This window comes from Bacillus sp. JZ34, from assembly GCF_053903205.1.
This window is the reverse complement of sequence record NZ_CP096403.1, coordinates 3,567,560-3,590,682: the sequence shown is the minus strand read 5'-3', so window position 1 is coordinate 3,590,682 and position 23,123 is coordinate 3,567,560. Positions and strand designations below refer to the sequence as shown.

Sequence of the window (23,123 nt, the reverse complement as noted above, 5' to 3'; positions counted from 1 at the left end):
CTCCAATCGTTTAAAACATATTTAAACATTAAAATTGGAGGGGGATACTATGAATGACAAAACATTTCTTTCATATTTAAAACACGCAGATAAGCCTTTCAGCGGCTGGGATTTTTCTTTCATTGACGATACGGGAAGAATGAAAAGCGACCTGCTTTCATGGTCATACGGAAGCATGGCTCTGTCTCTTATTCAAGATTCCAAATCCATGCTCGATATGGGGACAGGCGGCGGAGAATTTTTATCGAAATTGGGGCCGTTTCCTTCGTCAGCATACGCTACTGAATGCTATTTGCCCAATGTGCCAGTTGCAAAGGAACGATTGACGCCTTTAGGGGTTCAGGTCGTCCAAATTGATGATGATGAAGATCTTCCATTTGAATCCGGCCAATTTGACCTGGTCATCAATAAACACGAGTCATATTCAGCACAAGAGGTGAGGAGAATCCTTTCAAAAGGAGGACTGTTTCTCACTCAGCAAGTCGGCGGGCATGATTGCGAAGAAATCAATGAAAAACTTGGTGTACCGCTAAATGAAGAATTTAAGGACTGGAACTTGGAAAAAGCGTTAAAAGAAATAGAAAAACATGATTTTAAGGTTTTAAAAAGCAGGGAAGAGTGTCCGACTCAAAGGTTTTATGATATTGGAGCTCTGGTCTATTACTTAAAAGCCATTCCCTGGCAGGCGCCCGGTTTTGAAGTGGATCAATACATGGATGAATTGTACGCGATTCATAAAATGATTGAAGAAAAGGGTTATTTTGATGTCACACAGTACCGGTTTATGATTTTAGCGGAAGCGATTTAGAGTTTGATCAAAGATTTGCCTATGAAGGGTGTCTCATATTATATGGTGACATCCTTTTTTATTTTCCTATATTTTTGTAAAGCCAGTTATTTATCCATATATTCATTTAGGATATAATTGTTACTACTTAATGTTATTACCAGTATTATGTTTTTTTCATACATCAGGAGGAAAAGCGATGGCATCCCAAACTGTAACCAAGTATTTTCGCGATAGTGTCGCTGCGAAACTAAAAATCAACTTTAAAAACAGTCGTTTTATGATTTCAGATTTGAATAGCCTTATACAAGGAAAGATAGACAGTAAGTACTACGCGGTTCTTTCAGACCACAAAAATGTCTCCGGTAAACTCGATGTTATCGTTGTGGCAAAGACGATCAAGACGAAATTCGACGTGCAGCAAAGGGTTGAGACAAATATTGAAGATATGACCGGAATTCTTTATATCCCGGCAGTTTTGACTGCCAATGGTATGTTGTTGCCTTCAGAAGACAAATATCCATGGATTCCGAGAGAGCATCTTCATCCAATCATTGACGAAGAGCTTGCGATCGGCTATGTCAATGACTTTGATGAATATATGAGCAACAATTATCAGAGGTTGGAAAGCAACCTCACTTGGAAAAGCTATTTTGAGTTTGCAAAAGATATGTATGAGTCAGTTACAGAAACCGAAATAACTTCAAATACAGTTAAAGAAATAGAATTAGAGAAAAATGTTTATATCTTTAAGGATGATTCCATCAATGCAACCAGAAATATATTAAAGTTATATGATCACCTTTTATCCAGCCAGCCGAATCATCTGCAGCTTTATCAAAATTTTATCAACCAAAAATTCACTTCTTTATCGCCGCTTATTCCAAACCGGATGTCAGAAATGCAGAAGCATGTCGGACAAATGGGCGGGGAATATCCTTTGTCGCCATCGCAAAGGGAGTGCCTGAACCATTTCAACAATATGGAAGATGGAGAAATTCTTGCAGTCAACGGTCCGCCGGGTACGGGGAAAACGACGTTATTGCAGTCGCTCGTTGCCAATCTTTATGTCGAACGAGCATTAAAAAAGGAAGATCCTCCTGTCATTGTCGCTTCATCAACAAACAATCAGGCAGTAACCAATATTATTGAATCATTCGGAAAGATTAAACCAAAATGGGAAAACAATCATTTAGAGCAGCGATGGATCGAAGGAGTCGACAGCTTTGCTGTTTATTTTCCGTCCGGCAGCAAGGAGAAAGAGGCGCAAGAAAAAGGATTTCAATATACGAACCCTCGGGGAGAAAACTTTTTTGACGAAGTTGAAAGCAACGAGAACATTGAGCGATCAACCGAAAAGATGCTCAAAGAATGCAGTCGATATTTTGAAACAAACCATACTGATATTAAGCAATGTGAGCAAACGATTTCAAATCGGTTAACAGCGCTTGAAGAAATCAGACAAAAAGTTTTATCCTTATTCTCCGAATATGATCAAATAGCTCCCAAAGGCGTTTCTTTAGATACATACATGACGCAATTGACCGAGGAAAAAACCGAGTGGGAAAGCACGTTTCAATCGATACAACAAAGAATAAAAGAGTGGCAGACGCACTTTTCAAACTTGCCGTTCTTTGTTCGCTTATTCAAGTTTCTGCCGTTCTTCAAGAGCAAATTAGTCAGTCGTGTCAGATATTTTATTCAGCCGGATGAAGAATTTATTGATGAGTCAATGAATCTCGATAAAATTCTCTCTCTGTATAGCGAAAAAGCAAAAGAGACGAGAGAAAAAATAAAGCAGGTCGATGCGACATACCAACAAGTCAGCAAATTGAACACAAAATATAAACAATTAATGGTGGAACTTATATCACTGAACATTCTTGAGAAATATCCTGGTTCATTTTCTTCTTTTGATAAGGCGAATGAATTTTTAGATACAACCATAAAATACGCCTCTTTTTGGCTAGCAGTTCATTACTATGAGTGCAGATGGCTTTTAGAGAAAAGACTGTCGGAAAAACAAAGAGGCACAAATTTCGATAATGTGTTAAATCAGTTTTATACAAATTTAAGTATGTTGACCCCTTGTTTTGTGATGACTTTTTATCAGCTTCCGCGAATGCTGCTGGCCTATAACAATGGGAAGGAGCATTTTCTCTACAATTATATTGATTTACTAATCGTAGATGAAGCAGGACAGGTGACTCCTGAGATTGCGGCATGTTCATTTTCGCTTGCGAAACGGGCAGTTGTTGTCGGAGATGTTTATCAGATTGAACCGGTGTGGAATATCAACGAAACATTGGATATTTCATTAGCTCTTTCAAATGATGTTATTACTTCGATCGAACAGTTTGAGAAGCTTCGCGAACTCGGCTTGAATACGTCAGAATCTAGTGTGATGAGGGTAGCGTGCAAAAGCTGTAAATACGAAAAACATCAGCAACGCGGTTTGTTTTTGAGCGAACATAGGCGCTGTTATGATGAAATTATTGAATACTGCAACAATCTGGTGTATAGAGGAAAACTTGAGCCAATGAGAGGTAAAGCGGCAGAGGATAAGAAAAATCCGCTTGTTCAATTATCGATTCCACCTCTTGGTCATATGCAGGTTGACTCATACCAGTCAAGCAAAAAAGCGGGCAGCCGATATAATGAAATAGAGGCAAGGGCCATCGCCACATGGATCAATGAGCATTTCTACAACATCCGAAATGCATATCATGAAGATGATCCAAAAAGTCTCATTGGCATTATCACCCCTTTTAAAATGCAAGTCGGCATCATCAAGCGTGCGCTATCACCCGATGTTAAACCGTTTATCGACGTAGGAACGGTCCATACCTTTCAAGGCGGCGAAAGAAAGGTCATCATCATGTCGACGGTGTACGGGAAAAATGACGGCTGCTTTTTCATAGACGCCAATAAAAGCCTTCTAAACGTCGCAGTTTCAAGGGCAAAGGACAGCCTCCTTGTCATGGGTGATATGAATTGTTTATCAGACAGCGCGAATAAACCGAGCGGATTGTTGAAGAGGATGCTTTTAGAAAATGACGTTGTTCATTCTTAATGAAGGTAAGGAGCGCAGCCATGAATCTCTTTCAATTACACCATCAAGATATGAAAGAAATCCGGGAAATACCGTTTGAGAAAGAAAAAGACATACAGCACCTATGTGAAAAAAATTTAAAGCAATTATTAGGCCTCAAGTTCATTGCCTCTGAGTTTCGAGTCGCCGGATTTCGGATTGATACGCTAGCATTTGATGACCAGACACAATCGTTTGTTATTATTGAATATAAAAACAAGAAACATTCCAGCGTAATAGATCAAGGCTATGCTTATCTGTCCATCATGCTTAATAATAAAGCTGACTTTATTCTTGAATATAATGAAAATCAAGAAAAACTTTTAAAAAGGAACAGTGTCGATTGGTCGCAATCAAGGGTCATCTTTATTTCGCCTGAGTTTACTACACACCAAAAGGAATCCATTAATTTTAGAGATTTGCCGATGGAATTGTGGGAAATCAAAAGGTATGAAAATGACCTGCTACAAATGAATCCTATCAGACCAAATGGGGCATCAGAGTCGATAAACACAATTTCGAATCAAAGTGAAGCAATTGAACAAGTGAGCAGGGAAATCAAAGTTTTCACAGAAGAAGATCATCTAGTCCGTAAGCCTGGTGAGGTGATTGATCTATACCAGCAGTTAAAAGAAGAGATTTTAAATGTGGGTGACAACATATCTGTCAAAGCAACAAAGCTGTATATCGCATTTACTGTTCATAAGCGTAACATGGTAGACGTTCTTCTCTTAAAAAAGGGCTTAAAAATTTGGATAAATGCCAAAAGAGGCGAGTTAGATGATCCCATGGATTTATTTAGGGATGTCGCAAACACCGGCCACTGGGGGAACGGTGATTATGAAATTCAAATCGATGATGAAAAACATATCGAATATATCGTTGATTTGGTTAAACAAGTTTATGAGAAAAATAAAGTTTAAGAGCCTTTTCCATATAAAAAGGCTTTTTTCTAATGTGAAACCATTCTTTGCCTGACAACTGATCGATTAAAAAATGAAACGAGATTGCAGCATCCATTGGGAAATTTTCGTTTTCGCAAGCGGCGCCCATTCCATTGAAAAAGGATGCCCCCGGGTCTGGACATCCTTTCTAGTTTTCTTGGAGATAAGCAGAATTAAATTATTCGAGTTTGTAAATGCTATTTTTCGTTCCTCTGTATGTAAACAGTACACCGCCTATCGTTATGATTCCCCCGGCAAGTGATAGGAAAGCGGGAATTTCGCCTATCCATACCCATGATATGAAAAGTGTTGCGGCTGGCGTTAAATAAAGCGAAATCGCGGCCTCTGAAGATCCTCTGTACGAGGTGATATAAGCAAGCGCAAAATATGGGACAACTGTAGGGAGCAATCCTAAATAAACAACACTTGCAGTAGATTGAATGGAAGCATGAGAAAGCTCTTCGAATAGCCCGGGCAAAAAGAACAGCATGGGGATGGTTCCTCCCCAAATCGCGTATGAAACAAAAGGGATAAAACCGTATTTTTGAATGTAGCGCTCTTGAAAAACGAAATAGATGCTTTCACATATCGCGGCCAGTAAAATGAACAACATCCCAGCCGCCGTGTTTTCAAAGTTTCCGACGCCGAGTGATATAAGCATGACGCCTAAAAAGCTGATCCCTGATCCGAGCCATTTCGCTGCACCAAATCGTTCTGCGAAAAACAGCCTCGCTAACAATGCTGAAAAAATAGGCGTTGTCGTGACCAGGAGGCTTGCCATTCCGGCGCTGACCGTTTCCTCGCCTTGATTGAGCAATGTGTGGTAAGCGGAAAATCCTAAAAAACCGAGCAGCAAAATGATGGGGATGTCCTTTGCTTCCGGCAGGCGCATCCGGACGGCAGCAGCCAGCAATATTAGAGCCGAAGAACCTGACAGCAGCCGAAGCAATGTGAGGTGCTGAGGCTTATAATCCTCCAGCCCGACTCGAATCCCCGGAAAAGCCGAAGCCCAAAAGCCGATCATCAGGCAGTATGACAACATGATGTACATCCTCTGTTTCTTCATCATTTTTCAATCTCCTTTTTAAAAAAACCAACCGGTTTAATTGTGTGTATCCATCTTAATGGACGTTTGGTAAAATGGCTTCAACCAGTTTTGAGAATATAAACCCAACCACTTATCGATAAAAGGAGATCCATTTATGCCCCACGCGCCAAAATACAAACAAATCATTCAATTTATAAAAGAGAAGATTGCAAATGGAGAATGGCCGATCGGCACCAAAATTCCGAGTCAGCGTTCATTGGCCAAACATTTCGCTGTGAACAGAAGCACGGTGATTACAGCTTTGGAAGAATTAATAGCCGATGGATTAATAGAAGGCAGAATGGGGAAAGGCACGATCGTTATAAACAATACATGGACATTGTTGGCCAAACATTCGACCCCTGATTGGGATAAATACGTGGCAGCCGGATTCCAGCAGCCCAGCCGGAAAACGGTTCAGGAGATTAATCAATCTGAATCGAATTCAACATTGATACAGCTCAGCAAAGGCGAACTTTCAAATGAATTGTTTCCGCTGGACATTATGAAAGAGATGATGGAGAAGGTTGCTCATAACATGGATGCCTTTGGGTATGAGGAGCCAAAAGGCTATCTTCCTTTAAGAGAGGCGTTGAGCAGCTATTTACAAACGGTCGGCATCCACGCTTCCCCGTCTTCCATCTTAATTGTTTCCGGCGCGCTGCAAGCATTGCAGTTAATCGCAATGGGGCTTTTGCAAAGCGGATCAACCGTTTTTCTTGATCAGCCGTCTTACCTTTATTCGCTGCATGTCTTTCAATCTGCGGGAATGAGGATGGCCGGATTGCAAATGGATGAAGAAGGCCTCATGCCAGAAAGCATCAAGATGACGCCAAACATGCGGACGAGAGCCATTTTGTACACCAACCCTTGTTTTCAAAATCCGACCGGAGTGTTAATGTCCAAAAAGCGGAGGGAAGAGATTCTGGCTTTCAGCGAACAACAGCACCTGCCTATCATTGAAGATGATATATACCGCGAATTATGGATTGATGCACCGCCGCCTGCTCCAATGAAAGCGATGGACAAAAACGGCCGCGTCTTATACATTGGCAGTTTTTCGAAAACGTTGAGCCCGGGATTAAGAATCGGCTGGATCGTCGGCCCGGAGCCGGTCATTGAACGTTTATCAGATATTAAAATGCAGACGGACTACGGCTCGAGTTCACTGTCTCAGAGAGTCGCAGCCGAATGGCTGACATCTGGGCTTTATCAGAAACATTTGGAAAACGTCAGAGAACAGCTAAAAATAAGAAGAAACTTTGTGTTGCATGTGTTAAAAACAGAGTTGGAAGGACTCGCGGAATGGAGCGTTCCAGCAGGCGGCTTCTTTATTTGGCTGAAGATATTGCCGCCGGTATCCATGAAAACTCTTTATGCCAAAGCACTTTCAAAAGGAATTCTCTTTAATTCCGGCGTCATATACGGGCAGGAAAGAGGCGATTACATGAGGCTGTCATATGCATTTGCTTCCTGTGAAGACCTGAAGAAAGGGATTACGCAATTAAGCGGACTGATTAAAATGCTGTCTGGTTGATGTGCATGAGTTGAAAATATTTATTCCAAAAGAAATAAATTTTACCTTATTTTTGTTAAACTTAAAAAGGATTTTAAATACATCATGACAGGAGAAACCTTATGCGGAACCCAATTTCAGTTTATTTTTCTTTAGCTCTCGCCATGGCGATCGTCGGGAGTTCGGTTGTTGTCGGCAAGCTGATGGTGAAGACGATTCCGGTGTTTTTGTCGTCGGGCATTCGTTTTTTTATCGCGGCTGCCGTTTTAATGATCTTGCTTTTTTGGATTGAGAAAGGCATTCCCGCTCTATCGAAAAAAGATGTCTTTGTTCTTTTGCTGCAGTCTTTTACGGGTGTCTTTCTGTTCAGCATCTGCATGCTTTACGGGGTTAAGCTGACGACGGGGATGGAGAGCGGCATTATTACGAGCACGACGCCGATGGCTGTCGGTGTTTTGGCTTTCTTTTTATTAAAAGAAAAAATAGAAAAAAGAATGGCTGCCGGTATCGTACTTGCCGTTATCGGCGTGATGGCGATCAACCTGTTCGGGGCCGGCGGCGAAGCAGGGAGCCCTTATGCATTGATGGGAAATCTGTTAATCGCGGCCGCAGTGATCGGTGAAGCGATGTTTACGCTAATGGCAAAATTATTGTCGCCTCATATTTCCGCATTGGCGATTTCGGCGTTTGTTTCGTTGTTCGGTTTTTTGTTTTTTCTGCCGTTTGCGGTCATTGAGGCTGTCTCGTTTGATTTTAGCGGTCCCGGACTTCTTGATTGGTCATATGTCCTTTATTACGCGCTGATTGTTACGGTGCTTGCTTTTTACTTATGGTACAATGGCGTGACGAAAGTGCCGGCGAGCGTTTCCGGGATTTTCACTTCGGTTCTCCCCGTATCGGCCGTTGTGCTGTCAGGCGTCATTTTGAAGGAGCAATTCTCACTGGTTCATTTGACCGGAATCGTGTTTGTAATTGCAGGAATTTTCATTACTGTTTTGAAAAAAGAGCAGAAGAAAGACAGCGGAAAACTCGCATCTTAAGACGGATTTCCAAAAAAATGTCGTAAATTCGATGCATCAATTTGATGAAATCGCCTGGCCCTGCGGTATAATAGATTTTGTGAATGAAAGATTCAATGTTGAAAGAGAGTGGTTACATCATGGGCCGTAAATGGAACAATATAAAAGAGAAGAAAGCGTCCAAGGATGCGAATACGAGCCGAATCTACGCCAAGTTCGGCCGCGAAATCTATGTGGCGGCAAAGCAGGGAGAGCCCGACCCCGAACTGAACCAGAACCTGAAATTCGTGCTAGAGCGCGCCAAAACATACAATGTCCCGAAAGCGATTATTGAGCGGGCGATTGAAAAAGCGAAGGGCGGTTCTGAAGAAAATTATGACGAACTGCGCTATGAAGGCTTCGGGCCGAACGGAGCGATGGTGATCGTTGACGCGTTGACAAACAACGTCAACCGCACGGCTGCCGATGTGCGCTCCACATTTGGCAAAAACGGCGGAAACATGGGTGTGAGCGGATCTGTCGCTTACATGTTTGATCCGACGGCCGTCATCGGCTTTGAAGGCAAAACGGCTGATGAGACGCTCGAATTATTGATGGAAGCGGATATTGATGTCCGTGATATTTTAGAAGAAGACGATGCGGTGATCGTCTATGCCGAGCCCGATCAGTTCCACGCCGTACAGGAGGCGCTGCAAAACGCCGGCATCACAGAGTTCACGGTGGCCGAGCTGACCATGCTCGCGCAAAATGACGTCGCCCTTCCTGAAGATGCGCGCGCGCAGTTTGAAAAACTGATTGACGCGCTGGAAGATTTGGAAGACGTTCAGCAAGTTTACCATAATGTCGATTTAGGGGCGTAAAAAGAAATCGTGAAGTAAAAAGATAGATGAACAGGCGAAAGTCTGTATTGTCTATCTTTTTTTATTTGTAAAGTTAACTTGACACCTGATTTTTTGTTAAGTATACTTTACGTATAGTAAACTTTACATTCCGATGGAGGAAAGATGAAAACGTTAATAAAGGAAAAGCGCACTTCGCTGAACATGACACAAGAAGAACTGGCTAAAAGGCTCGATGTGTCAAGGCAAACGGTGATTTCCCTTGAAAAGGGGAAGTATAAACCTTCACTCGTTCTGGCGCATAAACTGGCTCAAATTTTTGAATGTCTGATTGAAGATTTATTTATTTTTGAGGGGGATGAAAATATTGACTGAAACGATGACAAACACACTGATCGCTTTAGCAGGTTTAGGAATAGGCGTGCTCGGGATCGTAATTATATACAGTGTGAACAAACGGATTGGAAAAAAAGAGAGGCTGTTCGATGAACGCCAGCAGAAAATTAATTATCAGGCTAAGGCGCTCTCCTGGAACATTACAATGGCGGCTATTTTAATGGCCTGGACATTGGCAATTATTTTCCAAGGGATTTCCTTTTCATTTTTCTTAATAACAGGTTTATATATCCTGCAATGTTTATCAATGCTGATCACAACCGTTTACCTTGCGCAGAAAAACTAAGATGGTGCTGTTCCCCTTGTATCCGGATTTTACCGATTTATCGGTAAAATCTTTTTTTGTGGAAAAGAAAACCCGAGGCAAGGCCTAGGGTTCCGATCGACACGCAAATCTGAAATACAGATACGAGTCGGTATTTTCGGTGTGCTGGATATTACGTAGATAAAGTAGGAAGAAACAAAAAGTAATAGAAACATATATACGAAATCAGATCGAAGATAATATCGTCGCGTGGGGATTTAAGGGATATATGGAATCCTTTGTAGATGAAAAGGTCAAGAAAAGGAAGCAAAAATAAGAAAAGACCTTTGAGCTTGCCACTAAAGTGGTACATTAAAACGAACCATTAAGCCCGTCACCCAATCAAGTCATTCAGCTGGATATCATCTTGAGGGGAAGATTATTGCAAACAAATCCCCATCATACAGATGACTGAATTGGGAAAATTTTTATTCTACGTCTTTTAGTATGGCTTCAATTTTCTCAAGCCGCTGCTTGATATCCTTTATTTCCTCGTTTTCAAGTCTCAATTTCTCTTCGGCCAATTTGCCGTTCCTTAAATATCTTTTGACAACCTTTGTTAAGGCAACGATACCCGCAATGACAAGTGCTGCCATTACAAAATAGTATACTGGTATTAAAATTGTGATAATATCAACTGTCCCCATCTTTAGTCTCCTTACATTCTGTAGATTGTTGTTTCCCAAAATTCTCGATTAAATCATTATCAATCGTAAAGGAAAATTCTTTTAGATAATAGTACTTAAGAGCTTTACCATCTAATGAAACTTTCATTTCACTAAATATAATTCCTGTCTCCTCGAGCTTGGTTAGATGCAAATAAAGTAATGTCCTATTGATTTCTAACTTGCGTGCAAGCTCACTAACATAGCAACCTCCTTTTGATAAGATGGTTAGAATTTGTAAGCGAATTGGGTTTCCAAGTGCCTTTGCAATTAAGATTAATTGGTTTGGTTCATTTATTTTATTCATATGTAACAATAATTTAACACATGTGCATCTAAAAAAAAAGGTGTTTTTCAAAAAAATGATTCATTTGTTATATTATGTGAATCATAAAAAGGAGCATTATCTTAAAACACATTTTAATCAAAAAATAAATTTTATAGAGAAGAAAGATAAAATTAAAAGTATATTTTAATATAAATGCAATTAAAGTATATTTTTTCCGATTTGTTATTGTCTCTAAGTATTATACATGATAATATTAACAATAGTTGAATAGACTTCCAGTTAAATACACCTAAAAAAATTACTTTATTCGGAGGGTGATTTAAATGAAGAGATTCTTATTATTAGTATCCTTTTTGCTAGTGTTCCCTACTGCCTATGGGACTGCAATTGCAAAGGAAAAAACGCAAGGTTTAAGTTTGGAAGAAAAAATTTTTGAAATTGATAAAAGTGATGATTTATCAAAACAAGTTAAAAAACAAAAGTTTATCCAAGCTTTGGAGGATTCAACTGATGAGGAGAAGACTGAATATCTTGAAGAAGTAGGAGAGCGAGTACAAAATACTTTAAGTGAAGTTGATGTTCAATTAGGTGAAAATAAAGAAATAGATTTAGGCATGGGGACGACTATTGAATTAGAGTCTTCCGATGTTATAGAGTCAACTGAAGATGAATTAGTAAAGACTTCTGGATATGATTTTTCAAAAGGAAATGTACTCGAAAAAAAATATGGTGCTAGAAGATTTACATGTAGGGTTAGTGTGAAATCCCTTGGCATCACATTAGGATCTTTAGTGCTACGAAACCACTATACAGTGGGGAATTTTGGATTGAAAATGAGGTATGCATCCGATAGTGGAACATCTGGAATAGATCCTTTAATGATTATCACAAGTTCTTCTACATCGGTTCCTGACGGTAAAGCTGAAAAGGTAGGGTATGATATGAATGCAAGAGGTTCGTATAAATGGAAACTAGGTATTTCAGGTATATATGCATCTTTTACATCAGAAATATACAGTACAATCAAGTTACATAAGCTAAATAAGAAAAAGAAATTTGCTGTTGTATATCAAAATTACAAATTTACTGAGTGATCATGCCTTAAACATCAGCTGAAAAAAGATGAAAAGACAAATGTCAGACTGTTTCAGATTTATGAAAACAGAGTTTGATGATCGATTCCGGATTTTACCGATTTATCGGTAAAATCTTTTTTTATATCCAAAAGACTCATGAGATTGAATTTTCTTGAAAGACTGCCGATACATAAGATGTAGTCTAACTTTTCCCAAAACTGATTGATAGGAGATGGACTGAATGATTCAAATAACTGACCTCAACCGTCAATACATAGGAGGGGAATGGAGAGACGGCCAAAGTGAAAGCGTCTTGGCCGATCTGAATCCTTTTACCCATAAAACGATTACCTCTTTTCGGAAAGCGACGCGGGAGGATGTCGATGCGGCGTACAAAGCTGCGCTTGAGGCGAAAAAGAAATGGGATAACGTCAATCCTTATGAAAAAAGAGCGATTTTAGAAAAAGCCGCGGCTTATATTGAAGACAATAAAGAAGCGATCGTGTACCTCATTATGGAGGAACTTGGCGGAACACGGCTGAAAGCGGCTTTTGAAATCGATCTTGTCGTCAATATGATCAAAGAAGCGGCAGGTTTCCCGCTCAAAATGGAAGGTAAAATTCTCCCTTCACCGGTTGATGGGAAAGAAAATCGGATATACCGCATTCCGGCGGGAGTGGTCGGTGTCATCAGTCCGTTCAACTTTCCGTTCTTTTTATCTGTAAAATCGGTTGCACCTGCGCTTGGCGCAGGGAACGGCGTTGTCTTAAAGCCGCATGAAGAAACACTAATTTGCGGCGGCACGCTGATTGCAAAGATTTTTGAAGAAGCCGGTCTTCCGGAGGGACTTCTGAATGTTGTCGTCACGGATATCGGGGAAATCGGCGACAGCTTCGTTGAGCACCCGATTCCGAGAATCATCTCGTTTACCGGATCAACGAAGGTCGGCAGCTATATCGGGCAGCTGGCGATCAAACATTTTAAAAAACCGTTGCTTGAACTCGGCGGAAACAGCGCATTGATCGTTCTTGAGGATGCCGATTTGGAATACGCTGTCAATGCCGCGGCTTTCAGCCGCTTCACACATCAGGGGCAAATCTGCATGTCGGCCAACCGGATTCTCGTTCAAAAAGAAGTGTATCCGGAATTTTTAAAGCTGTTCAGCCAAAAAATCTCCGGGTTTAAAACGGGTGATCCGCTGGATCCTGAAACTGTGATCGGCCCTGTCATTAATGAACGCCAAGCTGAACATTTAAGAAAATCGATTGAGAAAGGCATCGAAGAAGGCGCCACACCGCTTCTGAAAGGCGATATTAAAGGCAATCTCGTCGAGCCGACGATTCTTGCGGATGTCACGTCTGACATGTCTGTCGCCAAGGAAGAGCTGTTCGGCCCGGTTGTGTGCGTCATGCCGTTTGAGACCGAAGCAGAAGCGGTTGAGATCGCGAATGACACTTCGTTCGGACTGAGCGGAGCCGTACACACGGGAAATGTGGAGCGCGGCGTTGCCATCGCGAAGCAAATCGAGACGGGCATGATCCATGTCAATGACACAACGATCAACGACGAGCCACATGTCGCTTTCGGCGGTGAAAAGCAATCTGGAATCGGCAGGCTGAACGGTGAGTGGAGCCTTGACGAATTTACAACGTTAAAATGGATTTCCGTCCAGCACCAGAAAAGGATTTTTCCATATTAAAAGGAGGATTTGATACATGAATGAAGCAGTAAAAACGGACATCCACCCGCTGCTGGATGCTTTTGTGAAAGTGGCGCCGTTTCTGAATCAGCTGATTCAGGACGATGTGACAGTGGGGATTTACGATACTGAAAAGCTGATCGTCAACATTCCGGGAAAGACATTTTCCCTTGATGTCAAAGCGGGTGATCCTTTGCAGGAAGGCGATATTATTACAGACGCCATCCGCCAAAACAAAAAGAAAGTGAGCATGGTGCCTAAGGAACTGTTCGGCTTCCCTCTTGCGGCGAGAGCGATCCCGCTCCATGACGAGAACGGAAGGGTTATCGGCGGAGTCGGACTCGGTACGAGTCTTGAAAAATCGGATCAGCTTCACCGCGTCGCAGAAAGCCTGTCGGTCATCGTCGAGCAGACGGCCTCAGCCATTCAGGATATCGCCGAATCTGTCAGCGGGTTTTCCGGACAAATGTCCGACATTTCCAAGCAGGCGAAAGAAGTCAGTGAAAGCGCCGGAGAAATTGAGAAAATTTCAGTTACCGTAAAAGGCATTTCAGATCAAAGCAACCTGCTCGGACTGAACGCGGCGATTGAAGCGGCGAGAGCCGGAGAGTCAGGAAAAGGGTTCTCCGTCGTCGCCGACGAAATCCGCAAGCTCGCGACACACTCAAAAGAAAACGTCGGGCAGATTGACCAAATCACGAAGAAAATCCACGCGTTATTGAAAGACCTTGAGCATTCGATCGAAGTCATCAATGAACATACGAGCGGCCAGGCCGCCGGCGTTGAACAAATTTCCGCCACGATGCAGGAGATCAGCAGCAACGCGCAAAACCTCGCCAAGATGGCGGAACATCATTTTGAAGACTAGATATATAGAAGAAAAAACTGCCTGACAATGTGTCGGCAGTTTTTTTACTAACACTACTACACTAGCGATTGAAATGACTGCCGTAAATATGGCTCATGAGTATGCTCTTTCCCGTCACACTGCAATTCCTTCAAACGTGTAAAAGAGACGAAATCAAATAACTATATATTGAAAATAACTCCGATAAGAGAATAAATAATGACAGTCGAAAAAAGAATTGTCATATGAATCAGAGAGTAAATAAACATGGATTTTGCCCATTTCTCTGAATCCATTTTTTTGTAACCATACACACTAAGAACCAACCATATGACACCTAATATAAGGGAAACAAGCATAATGCCGAGGCTCAAAGAAATAAAAAGGAGACTTGTCCCGATAAGGATGATTAAATAAATATTAGTTTGTATATATGTTCTTTTAACTCCTTTGATAACAGGGAGCATTGGAACTTTCGCAGCCTTATACTCATCATTTTTTCGAATGGCTATAGCATAGAAATGAGGCATTTGCCATATCACAGATGTCACAAAAAGACCGAGAACAGCAGGATGTGTGATGTCCGGATAAACAGCTGACCATCCAATAAGAGGCGGCATAGCTCCGCCGATACTCCCGACCTCTGTATTGTAAACTGTTCTTCTCTTACTCCACATGGTATACGGGACAATATAAAAAAACAATCCTAGAAACCCTAGGAGTGCTGCCAGAGAGGTGGTGAAACCAAGGATTATTACACCAAAAATCATCATAAAGATACCGAGCCATAGAACTGTTTTAGGCTTTATTTCTCCTGTAACGGTTGGTCTGTTTTTGGTTCTCTCCATAATAGAATCTATATCCCGGTCATATAAGTTGTTAAAAGCTCCTGCCGCTCCCATTACTAAAATAGACCCAATTAATGCAAAAAATATTTCTGGTAATTTCTCAGAAAGGCTGATTTTATAAGTATATAAAGATAATGTTAATCCAGAAAACATCGGAATAAGGTTAGATTTAATAATTCCTGTTTTAATGGTTTTTGACAATATGATGGACACAGGTCGTTTATCCGTTTTGATATTATTTTCAATTTGCATGATTCTTCTCCTCTTTTTAATGGCCACACGTTGATTTAGTGAAGTGCTAGTGATACCTTTTAGAATATACATACTATATGGTATGTTAATTCTGAACAGTATGATTGTCAATAAGAGGAGGAAGAAGAATGCTTAGAAGAAGGCTAACCCAAAAAGAGCGAAAAGAGGAAACACGTCAATTGTTGTTAGAATCGGCTGTTGAGATTTTTTCGGAGCTTGGCTTTCATGGGGCTTCTGTTGAAAAAATTGCTGAACATGCCGGATTTAGCAAAGGAGCGGTTTACTCCAATTTTAAATCTAAGGAAGAGCTCTTTCTGGCCTTATTGGAACAACAAATGAATTTACAAGTGAATAACATCGATCAAATCATAAATAATCAGCATTCACTTTCATATTTTATTGAAACAATGAATGATCATTTTGTCTCAGTGGTGAAAGAAAATCAAAAGTGGATGATTTTAAATATGGAATTTCTTCTTTATGTGATGCGTAATGAGTCAGTGCGCTACAAATGGTCTTGCATGATCAGGGAGTCTGTGGACCGGATCTCCAAGTCTGTCGCGAAACTAATGTTGAAAGAGAATCATGAGGTTACGCTATCTTCGGAAGAAATCGCTTGGACTATTTTTTCACTCGAAAATGGTCTTGCGATATTCAATTTTATTAATGGAGAAAGCGTCCCGATGAATTTATATGGAAAAGCGCTAAAAAATTTGCTTTCAGCCTCTGAGTGACTTTTTAATAGAAAAGTTGTACTTTTCAATTTCTAGGCTCAGTGTCATACATTAATTTAAATTTTATTTTAAATTTTTTAGAGGAATTTTCCCCGGGCAAAGCGAAAGTGATGAATGGGAAATCGCTTTCAAAGGGGGAAGGGGTAAATGAGAGTATATACACCGACTAAACTGACCGGATTGTTATTGGGGCCGATCAGTTTTTTGCTGATTCTCGGCTTGATACCGGAAGCTGAGTTGGCTTACGCGCCGCGGATCGTTCTTGCGGTTACAGCTTGGACGGCCGTCTGGTGGATTACGGAAGCCGTGCCGATTCCGGCGGCATCGCTCTTGCCAGTCATTTTGCTGCCGACATTGGGCGGTTTAGATATGGAAACGACGGCCAAAGCATACGGCGATCCGATTGTGTTTATGTATATGGGGGGATTTATCATTGCGATCGCCATCGAAAAATGGAATCTTCATAAACGGATGGCCTTGCATATTTTGAAGCGGATCGGGGCTGAAAGCCATCGAATCGTGCTCGGCGTGATGGCGGCGACGGCATTTTTATCGATGTGGATTTCGAATGCTGCCACCGCTTTGATGATGCTTCCCGTAGCGCTTGCAGTTATTAAAGAAGTGCAGGAAAAAGAAATTTTAAAAGGCGAATCGCTGCAGAAGTTCAGCAAAAGCATTTTGCTGGCTGTCGCGTATGCGGCTTCGATCGGCGGACTTGCCACATTGGTCGGTTCCGTCCCGAATGCGGTCTTTGCCGCGATGTCAAAACAGATGCTCAATCACGAAATTATGTTTTTTGAGTGGTTTTTATTCGGGTTCCCGGTTTCCGTTCTGTTTCTTGCTATTTTATATGTTTATTTAACGAAAATAAAATTTAAAGTGAGCGCCTTTCAAGGAAAAAAACCTGATTTTATCGATCATGATTTAAAGGCGCTTGGCGCAATGACGAGGGAGGAAAAATCGGTTTTTGCCGTTTTTTTGTTGACCGCATGTTTGTGGATGTTCAAATTCATCCTGCCGTTTCAAATTTCAGATACGTCGATTGCGATTTTCGGAGCGGTTTTGCTGTTTTTAATTCCGAGTACAAAGGATGAACGGATTTTGGAATGGAAGGATATGCAGACGCTGCCATGGGGGCTTCTTCTGTTGTTTGGAGGCGGCTTGTCGCTTGCGGCCGGTTTTTCGGCGACCAATCTGACGGCATGGATCGGCGGCAAGCTAAAGCTGTTGGAAGGCCATCCTTACTTATTTGTACTGATCATTTTGACGGCTGCGATTTTATTTATGACCGAAATCATGTCTAATACGGCTGTCGCCAATATGGTGATTCCGATGACGATCGGTCTTGGCGCCGCGCTTCAGGTCGAGCCGTACGGGCTGATGGCGGCAGCTGCGCTTGCTTCATCATGCGCCTTTATGCTCCCGATCTCTACCCCGCCGAATGCGGCCGTCTTCAGCTCCAATCTGCTGACGATGAAGGACATGGTCAGGGCGGGCTTTTGGCTCAATATCGCAGGTGTCGTCTTGATCGTGATCAGCGTATATTTCTGGCTTCCGGCCGTCTTCCTGTAATGTCCGTGAAAAAGCTCTCACTAGTTTTCTTGCATCATCTGCATTAAAATAAGGTTATGACATTACGTTAGGATTGGTAGACAGATGAGCATTTTTAAAGCGGAAGGTTTATATAAAACTTACGGAGATAAAACATTATTTGACCATATATCGTTTCATATTGAAGAAAACGAACGGATCGGCTTGATCGGACCGAACGGAACGGGAAAAAGCAGTTTGCTGAAAGTGATCGCCGGCCATGAATCGACCGAAAAAGGAGACATCACCAAGCCTGGCAGCCTCCATATCGAGTACTTGGATCAGGATCCTGATTTGGACGGTCCGGAAACCGTACTTGAGCACATTTATTCGGGAGATTCCGTGATGATGCGGACGATGAGGGCGTATGAGCAGGCGCTTCAGGAGCTGAATGCTTCGCCTGATGATCCGAAGAAGCAGGAAAACCTGCTGGCGGCACAGGGGAAAATGGACGAACACGGCGCCTGGGACGCGAATACGGCGGCAAAAACGATTTTAACGAAGCTTGGCGTCGCGGATGTGGCAAAAGAAGTGAGTTCCCTTTCCGGGGGGCAAAAAAAGCGGGTTGCGATTGCGAAAACATTGATTCAGCCTGCTGACCTCCTCATTTTGGATGAGCCGACAAACCACCTTGACAATGAAACGATCGAATGGCTTGAAGGCTATTTGAGCGGGTACCCGGGCTCGGTCGTTCTCGTCACCCATGACCGCTATTTTTTAAACCGGGTGACAAACAGGATCTATGAACTGGATCGCGGGCGCCTATACACATACAAAGGGAACTACGAAGTGTTTTTGGAAAAGCGGGCCGAAAGAGAAGCGCTCGCCGAACAAAGCGAAACGAAGCGGCAAAACCTTCTCAGAAGAGAACTTGCCTGGCTGAGAAGGGGAGCTAAAGCCCGTTCGACAAAACAAAAAGCAAGAATCCAGCGGGTGGAGGAACTAAAGGAACAAGATGCGCCTGAAACCGGTTCTTCCCTTGATTTCGCCATCGGCTCCCACCGTCTCGGCAAGCAGGTGATTGAAGCTGAAGGTGTTGACATCAGCCGCGGCGGCAATCAGCTTGTCCGTTCATTCGATGAACTGATTGTGCCGGGGGACCGGATCGGCATCATCGGACCGAACGGGATCGGCAAAACAACGCTTTTAAACGCGCTTGCCGGCCGCGTCAAGCCTGATGGAGGGCAGATCACGATCGGCCAGACTGTAAGAATCGGATACTATACACAGGATCACAGCGAAATGAACGATGCGCTGCAGGTCGTCGAATACATTAAGGAGACGGCTGAGGTCGTCAAAACGGCCGACGGACAAGTGGTCACAGCTGAGCAGATGCTGGAAAGGTTCCTTTTTCCGCGGAGCATGCAGCGCAACTTGATTCGCAAGCTGTCAGGCGGAGAAAAGAGGCGCCTTTATCTTTTGAAAGTGCTGATGGAAGAGCCGAACGTCCTGTTCCTTGATGAGCCGACAAACGACCTTGATACCGAGACGCTCGGAGTGCTGGAAGATTATTTGGAACAGTTTCCCGGCGTTGTCGTGACCGTTTCCCATGACCGCTATTTCCTTGACCGTGTCGTCGACAGGCTGCTTGTATTTGAAGGCAGCGGAAACGTTTCGCGTTTTCAAGGTTCATACAGCGAATATATGGAGAAGCAAAAGGAGACCAGCCGTCAAAAGCCGGCGCCTGAAGCCGCAGAACCTGCCAAACCTGAGAAAAAGAAAAGAAAGAAGCTGTCTTATAAAGATCAGCTGGAATGGGACGGCATCGAAGACAGAATCGCCGCTCTGGAAGAAAAGCATAAACGGCTTGAAGAGGAAATCGCCGCCGCCGGCAGCGACTTCGCCAAGATTCAGACATTGATGGAAGAGCAGGCGCAAACAGCCGCAGAGCTTGACGAGGCAATGGAGCGCTGGACCGAGCTGTCGCTGATGATCGAGGAGCTGGAACAATTGTAATGGAAGCTGCCGGGAAATCCCGGCAGTTTTTAATTTGTCGGGCTTTTTTCAGCATCGTTACAAAAATAGCCGATTAATTTTTCCTTTAATAAAGACGCCGCCAGACTCAGCTCTCTGTCTTGATGGACGATGAGCCCGTGGGTGGAGACAATCGGGGCAGTCACAGGCAGCAGTTTGAATTGCTTGGCTTCAAGTTCTTGTTTGACGGCGATTTCAGGAATGAAGGCAAAGCCGATGCCGCATTTTACCGCCTCTTTGATCATGGCGATGCTTGGGTACTCCAGGGCGCTGTTTCCTTCAATCCCGGCATCTTGCAATAATCTGCCCGCTTTTGTGTGGTAGACGCAGCTTGTGCCGAAGCTGATGAATGTTTCACGACTAAGAGCGCCAAGGCTCTCAGTTTCAACCTTTTCAGCGAGATCATTGGAAGCGATGAACACCAGCTTTTCTTCGAGCAAAGGGGTAAAAAGGATGTCGGGCCTATTCGGATTTTGCGGTACGATTCCGAAATCGACGGCATGATTTTGCACCTGCTGAACGATATCGTGCTGAAACCCGTTTTCCAATTGCAATCTAATCTTTGGATATTCTTTAATAAAATCCCGGATCAGGAGAGACGTGCGCGTCAGAAAAAACGATTCCTGCATGCGGATGCGGACGGTTCCTTGCGGCTGATCCAGTTCATTCATCGCTTCTTCCAAGGTGCTGCCTAAATGAATAAATTGATAGGCATATTTACTTAGCTTCAAACCGGCCGGTGTCGGCTTCACACCTCTTGACAGCCGGTGAAACAAACGCTGTCCGCAAGCCTGCTCCAAAAGCTGAATATGGCTGGTGACTGTCGACTGTACATACCCCAGCCGATCAGCGGCGCGGCTGAAGTTTTTTTCTTCCATGACGGCGATGAAGGTTTTAAAAAATTTACCCTCTAAAAGCTCAATCATAGCTTGTCATCTCCTTGACATCGAAAATCAAAATGATTTCTATCGTAATCATTCATAAGTAAAATGTCTCTCCCCATGATATCGTAGGTTTTGCAAGAATAAAAGAAAAATTGAGGAGGAAAACAATGAAAAGAACGAGAGGATTCAGACTTGGCGTGTACATTTTCAAGGATGCTGAAATCATCGACTATGCCGCCCCATACGGAGTGTTTTCAGTGGCGAGGAGGCTCGATCCTGAACTGGACGCCTTTCTTGTGGCGGATGCGATGAAACCGGTTCAGACGCAAGCCGGGCTTACCGTTCATCCGAATTACAGCTTCAATGACCAGCCAGATATGGATGCTTTCTTAATTCCGGGCGGTTTCGGTACACGACAGGAGACCAACAACAAACGGCTGCATCAGTTTATCCGCTCTCTGCCTGAGTCGACGCTTTTGGTGAGCGTATGTACAGGTTCATGGATTTACGGGCGCATGGGGCTCTTAGACGGGCTTTCCGCCACAAGCCGGAAAGAGCCGGATCGGCTTGAGGCGTCAGAGATGGGGCAAGTACCGATCGACCGCTTGGCGGACATCGCGCCGACCTGCCGCGTCAGCCGGGCGAGAATCGTCGACAGCGGACGGATCATCACCGCCGGGGGAATTGCTTCAGGCATGGAAATGGGCTTTCACTTATTGAGAAGAGCGGGCTATGATGAAAGCTTCATAGAAGAAACAGCGCGTGTTATGGAATATCAAGAGGGGTACAGCCAGTATCAGGATGATATTGAATACGTGCGGAAAGAGAAATAAGTCGAAGCTGCCGGGGAGAACCCGGCAGTTTACAACGGTTCGTCTGCCTGTAAAACGATTTGAAGCAACCCCGGAAAACGGCTGTCCAAGTCCTCTAGGCGAAGCCTAAATAAACCGTTGTGTTCTTTCTATTCTTGTATGAATGACTCCCGATTCCCTAAGGACTTTAAAGTGATGAGACAGGGTTGATTTTGGAATGGGAACGTTAACAGCGCTGCACGATTGTTCGCCGGCTTCTGCAAGATTTTTTATGATTTGAAGTCTGATTTGATCACTGAGGGCGTAAAGAACAGCGGATAAACTGATGTCAGGGCGGTTTGTCTGTTTGCATCGGTATTATACATTTCTTCAATGCTCCTGTTTAAAAACAGCCGGGCGCTGAATCAATCAAAAACTGCATAAGGATCGAGTCTGCCGGAAAAACCGGCAGCTCTTTTTGATTTATATTTTGGAAAACGACAGCCGCGCCACCGCATCATGCATGTGAATCGATTCTTCGTTCCGGCATTCGATCTCAAAGGTGGAGATCCAGTTCATTTCGTATAAGTCGGCAGCCGTTAAGCGGATGACGTCTTCTACAAATCTTGGATTTTCATAAGCCTGTTCAGTCACTCTTTTTTCGTCGGGCCTTTTTAAGACGGGATGGAGCTTTGCGCTTGCGTTCGTTTCCGCTGCGGCAAGAAGCTCGGTTTTGAAATCGTCCGGCATCTCCGCCTGCTCATTGATATGTGCGGTGATCTTGATTATGCCGCGCTGGTTATGGGCGCTGTATTCGCTGATTTCTTTTGAACACGGGCAGAGCGTCGTCACATGGGCCGTGATGCCGACGGTTTGTGAAAAGCCTTTGTTTTCATGATAAGAGACTGTCATATGGATATCGGCGTGCATCAATCCTGACAGTTTGCTTTCCGGGCTAAGGCGCTCGAAATACCATGGAAAACTGACAGAGACGGATGCGCTTTGCTGTTCCATATTGTCGGCTAAATCCTTTGCAAAATCTTTCAGTGTATGGACATCAATCGTCCAGTTTGCTTCGTGATAGCGCTGCAGCTGTTCTGTCAGGCGGCTCATATTGATTCCTTTGCGGCCGCGCGCAAGGCTCGTCGTAAAGGAAAAAGCGCCGATCGTCGTTTGTGTAAACGGCTTGAGCGAGGATGCAATCAAAATCGGATGCGAAACGTTTGAGACACCGACATGGTCAATGTCAAAAAAATAGTCGTTCGGTGTATTTTGAATATCCTTCATCTGTTCTTTATCGTTCGGTTTTATTCCTTTCACGGCTTCGACAGATCCGAAGCGGCGGTGGCGTTCGGGTTTTGCGGGCAAATGCAGTATACGTTCCATTGATGAGACCCCTTTCTGTAGTAAATCGAAATAGTTCCTATTTATTTTGAGGGAATGCTGTGATAAAATCAAGTGGTCATGTCTAAAGCATGCAAATTAAATCGA

Annotated in this window: 21 protein-coding genes and 1 pseudogene; 15 read left to right on the top strand and 7 right to left on the bottom strand. The window is 43.2% G+C overall.

Annotated features, from left to right (window positions below):
- The first annotated feature begins 49 nt into the window (after positions 1 to 49).
- From M1D90_RS18315 to M1D90_RS18305, 3 genes are all read left to right on the top strand, one after another.
- Positions 50 to 808, top strand: a complete 759-nt coding sequence (locus M1D90_RS18315) for a class I SAM-dependent methyltransferase (RefSeq protein ID WP_026578916.1) — start codon at positions 50 to 52, stop codon at positions 806 to 808.
- A gap of 178 nt (positions 809 to 986) precedes the next feature.
- Positions 987 to 3,860, top strand: a complete 2,874-nt coding sequence (locus M1D90_RS18310) for an AAA domain-containing protein (protein ID WP_456282950.1) — start codon at positions 987 to 989, stop codon at positions 3,858 to 3,860.
- Between the two features lie 20 nt (positions 3,861 to 3,880).
- Positions 3,881 to 4,801 carry a DUF5655 domain-containing protein gene (locus M1D90_RS18305; protein WP_456282949.1) on the top strand — a complete coding sequence of 307 codons (921 nt, stop codon included), beginning with the start codon at positions 3,881 to 3,883 and terminating at the stop codon, positions 4,799 to 4,801.
- 199 nt (positions 4,802 to 5,000) lie between these two features.
- On the opposite strand, the gene M1D90_RS18300 is transcribed toward M1D90_RS18305, so the two are convergent.
- The gene (locus M1D90_RS18300) at positions 5,001 to 5,888 is read right to left on the bottom strand and encodes a DMT family transporter (RefSeq protein ID WP_456283519.1); all 888 of its coding nucleotides are present in this window, start codon (positions 5,886 to 5,888) and stop codon (positions 5,001 to 5,003) included.
- A gap of 136 nt (positions 5,889 to 6,024) precedes the next feature.
- On the opposite strand from M1D90_RS18300, the gene pdxR reads away from it, so the two are divergent.
- The 5 genes from pdxR to M1D90_RS18275 all read left to right on the top strand — a co-directional run bounded on the left by pdxR (position 6,025) and on the right by M1D90_RS18275 (position 9,965).
- Positions 6,025 to 7,446: a MocR-like pyridoxine biosynthesis transcription factor PdxR gene (pdxR, locus tag M1D90_RS18295; protein WP_145625445.1), complete on the top strand. Its 1,422-nt coding sequence runs from the start codon at positions 6,025 to 6,027 to the stop codon at positions 7,444 to 7,446.
- Between the two features lie 101 nt (positions 7,447 to 7,547).
- On the top strand, positions 7,548 to 8,465 hold the full coding sequence (locus M1D90_RS18290) for a DMT family transporter (protein ID WP_145625443.1): 918 nt from the start codon (positions 7,548 to 7,550) through the stop codon (positions 8,463 to 8,465).
- Positions 8,466 to 8,584: 119 nt separating this feature from the next.
- Positions 8,585 to 9,304, top strand: a complete 720-nt coding sequence (locus M1D90_RS18285; protein WP_003179658.1) for a YebC/PmpR family DNA-binding transcriptional regulator — start codon at positions 8,585 to 8,587, stop codon at positions 9,302 to 9,304.
- Positions 9,305 to 9,448: 144 nt separating this feature from the next.
- Positions 9,449 to 9,658, top strand: a complete 210-nt coding sequence (locus tag M1D90_RS18280; protein ID WP_020450493.1) for a helix-turn-helix transcriptional regulator — start codon at positions 9,449 to 9,451, stop codon at positions 9,656 to 9,658.
- Positions 9,651 to 9,965 (top strand): DUF2178 domain-containing protein, encoded by a 315-nt coding sequence (locus M1D90_RS18275; RefSeq protein WP_023855788.1) that lies wholly within the window; start codon positions 9,651 to 9,653, stop codon positions 9,963 to 9,965. The genes M1D90_RS18280 and M1D90_RS18275 overlap by 8 nt, the downstream gene beginning before the upstream one ends.
- A gap of 446 nt (positions 9,966 to 10,411) precedes the next feature.
- Here M1D90_RS18275 and M1D90_RS18270 read toward each other — a convergent pair whose 3' ends face one another.
- Positions 10,412 to 10,630 (bottom strand): hypothetical protein, encoded by a 219-nt coding sequence (locus M1D90_RS18270; RefSeq protein ID WP_020450496.1) that lies wholly within the window; start codon positions 10,628 to 10,630, stop codon positions 10,412 to 10,414.
- Positions 10,617 to 10,955, bottom strand: a complete 339-nt coding sequence (locus tag M1D90_RS18265; protein WP_227005646.1) for an ArsR/SmtB family transcription factor — start codon at positions 10,953 to 10,955, stop codon at positions 10,617 to 10,619. Before M1D90_RS18265 ends, M1D90_RS18270 begins: the two co-directional genes overlap by 14 nt.
- Before the next feature lie 305 nt (positions 10,956 to 11,260).
- Here M1D90_RS18265 and M1D90_RS18260 point away from each other — a divergent pair, with 305 nt between their 5' ends.
- From M1D90_RS18260 to M1D90_RS18250, 3 genes are all read left to right on the top strand, one after another.
- Positions 11,261 to 12,031 carry a hypothetical protein gene (locus M1D90_RS18260; RefSeq protein ID WP_020450498.1) on the top strand — a complete coding sequence of 257 codons (771 nt, stop codon included), beginning with the start codon at positions 11,261 to 11,263 and terminating at the stop codon, positions 12,029 to 12,031.
- 223 nt (positions 12,032 to 12,254) lie between these two features.
- The gene (locus M1D90_RS18255) at positions 12,255 to 13,712 is read left to right on the top strand and encodes an aldehyde dehydrogenase family protein (protein WP_456282948.1); all 1,458 of its coding nucleotides are present in this window, start codon (positions 12,255 to 12,257) and stop codon (positions 13,710 to 13,712) included.
- A 16-nt stretch (positions 13,713 to 13,728) separates the two neighbouring features.
- The gene (locus M1D90_RS18250; RefSeq protein WP_023855786.1) at positions 13,729 to 14,580 is read left to right on the top strand and encodes a methyl-accepting chemotaxis protein; all 852 of its coding nucleotides are present in this window, start codon (positions 13,729 to 13,731) and stop codon (positions 14,578 to 14,580) included.
- A 161-nt stretch (positions 14,581 to 14,741) separates the two neighbouring features.
- On the opposite strand, the gene cyoE is transcribed toward M1D90_RS18250, so the two are convergent.
- Positions 14,742 to 15,659 (bottom strand): heme o synthase, encoded by a 918-nt coding sequence (gene cyoE, locus M1D90_RS18245; protein WP_023855785.1) that lies wholly within the window; start codon positions 15,657 to 15,659, stop codon positions 14,742 to 14,744.
- A 128-nt stretch (positions 15,660 to 15,787) separates the two neighbouring features.
- On the opposite strand from cyoE, the gene M1D90_RS18240 reads away from it, so the two are divergent.
- The 3 genes from M1D90_RS18240 (at position 15,788) to M1D90_RS18230 (ending at position 19,939) form a co-directional block, all read left to right on the top strand.
- Positions 15,788 to 16,393: a TetR/AcrR family transcriptional regulator gene (locus M1D90_RS18240; protein ID WP_020450502.1), complete on the top strand. Its 606-nt coding sequence runs from the start codon at positions 15,788 to 15,790 to the stop codon at positions 16,391 to 16,393.
- A gap of 147 nt (positions 16,394 to 16,540) precedes the next feature.
- Positions 16,541 to 17,965 (top strand): SLC13 family permease, encoded by a 1,425-nt coding sequence (locus tag M1D90_RS18235; RefSeq protein ID WP_023855784.1) that lies wholly within the window; start codon positions 16,541 to 16,543, stop codon positions 17,963 to 17,965.
- Positions 17,966 to 18,049: 84 nt separating this feature from the next.
- A complete protein-coding gene (locus tag M1D90_RS18230) occupies positions 18,050 to 19,939 on the top strand; it encodes an ABC-F family ATP-binding cassette domain-containing protein (protein ID WP_268489952.1) in 1,890 nt (629 codons plus the stop codon).
- Positions 19,940 to 19,968: 29 nt separating this feature from the next.
- Here M1D90_RS18230 and M1D90_RS18225 read toward each other — a convergent pair whose 3' ends face one another.
- A complete protein-coding gene (locus M1D90_RS18225) occupies positions 19,969 to 20,883 on the bottom strand; it encodes a LysR family transcriptional regulator (RefSeq protein ID WP_212110112.1) in 915 nt (304 codons plus the stop codon).
- 125 nt (positions 20,884 to 21,008) lie between these two features.
- On the opposite strand from M1D90_RS18225, the gene M1D90_RS18220 reads away from it, so the two are divergent.
- Positions 21,009 to 21,674, top strand: coding sequence for a DJ-1/PfpI family protein (locus M1D90_RS18220; RefSeq protein WP_075755015.1), 666 nt, complete (start codon positions 21,009 to 21,011; stop codon positions 21,672 to 21,674).
- 29 nt (positions 21,675 to 21,703) lie between these two features.
- Here M1D90_RS18220 and M1D90_RS18215 read toward each other — a convergent pair.
- Positions 21,704 to 21,980, bottom strand: a pseudogene (locus M1D90_RS18215) (ArsR/SmtB family transcription factor).
- A 135-nt stretch (positions 21,981 to 22,115) separates the two neighbouring features.
- Positions 22,116 to 23,018, bottom strand: a complete 903-nt coding sequence (gene folE2, locus M1D90_RS18210; RefSeq protein WP_456282947.1) for a GTP cyclohydrolase FolE2 — start codon at positions 23,016 to 23,018, stop codon at positions 22,116 to 22,118.
- Between the last annotated feature and the right edge of the window lie 105 nt (positions 23,019 to 23,123).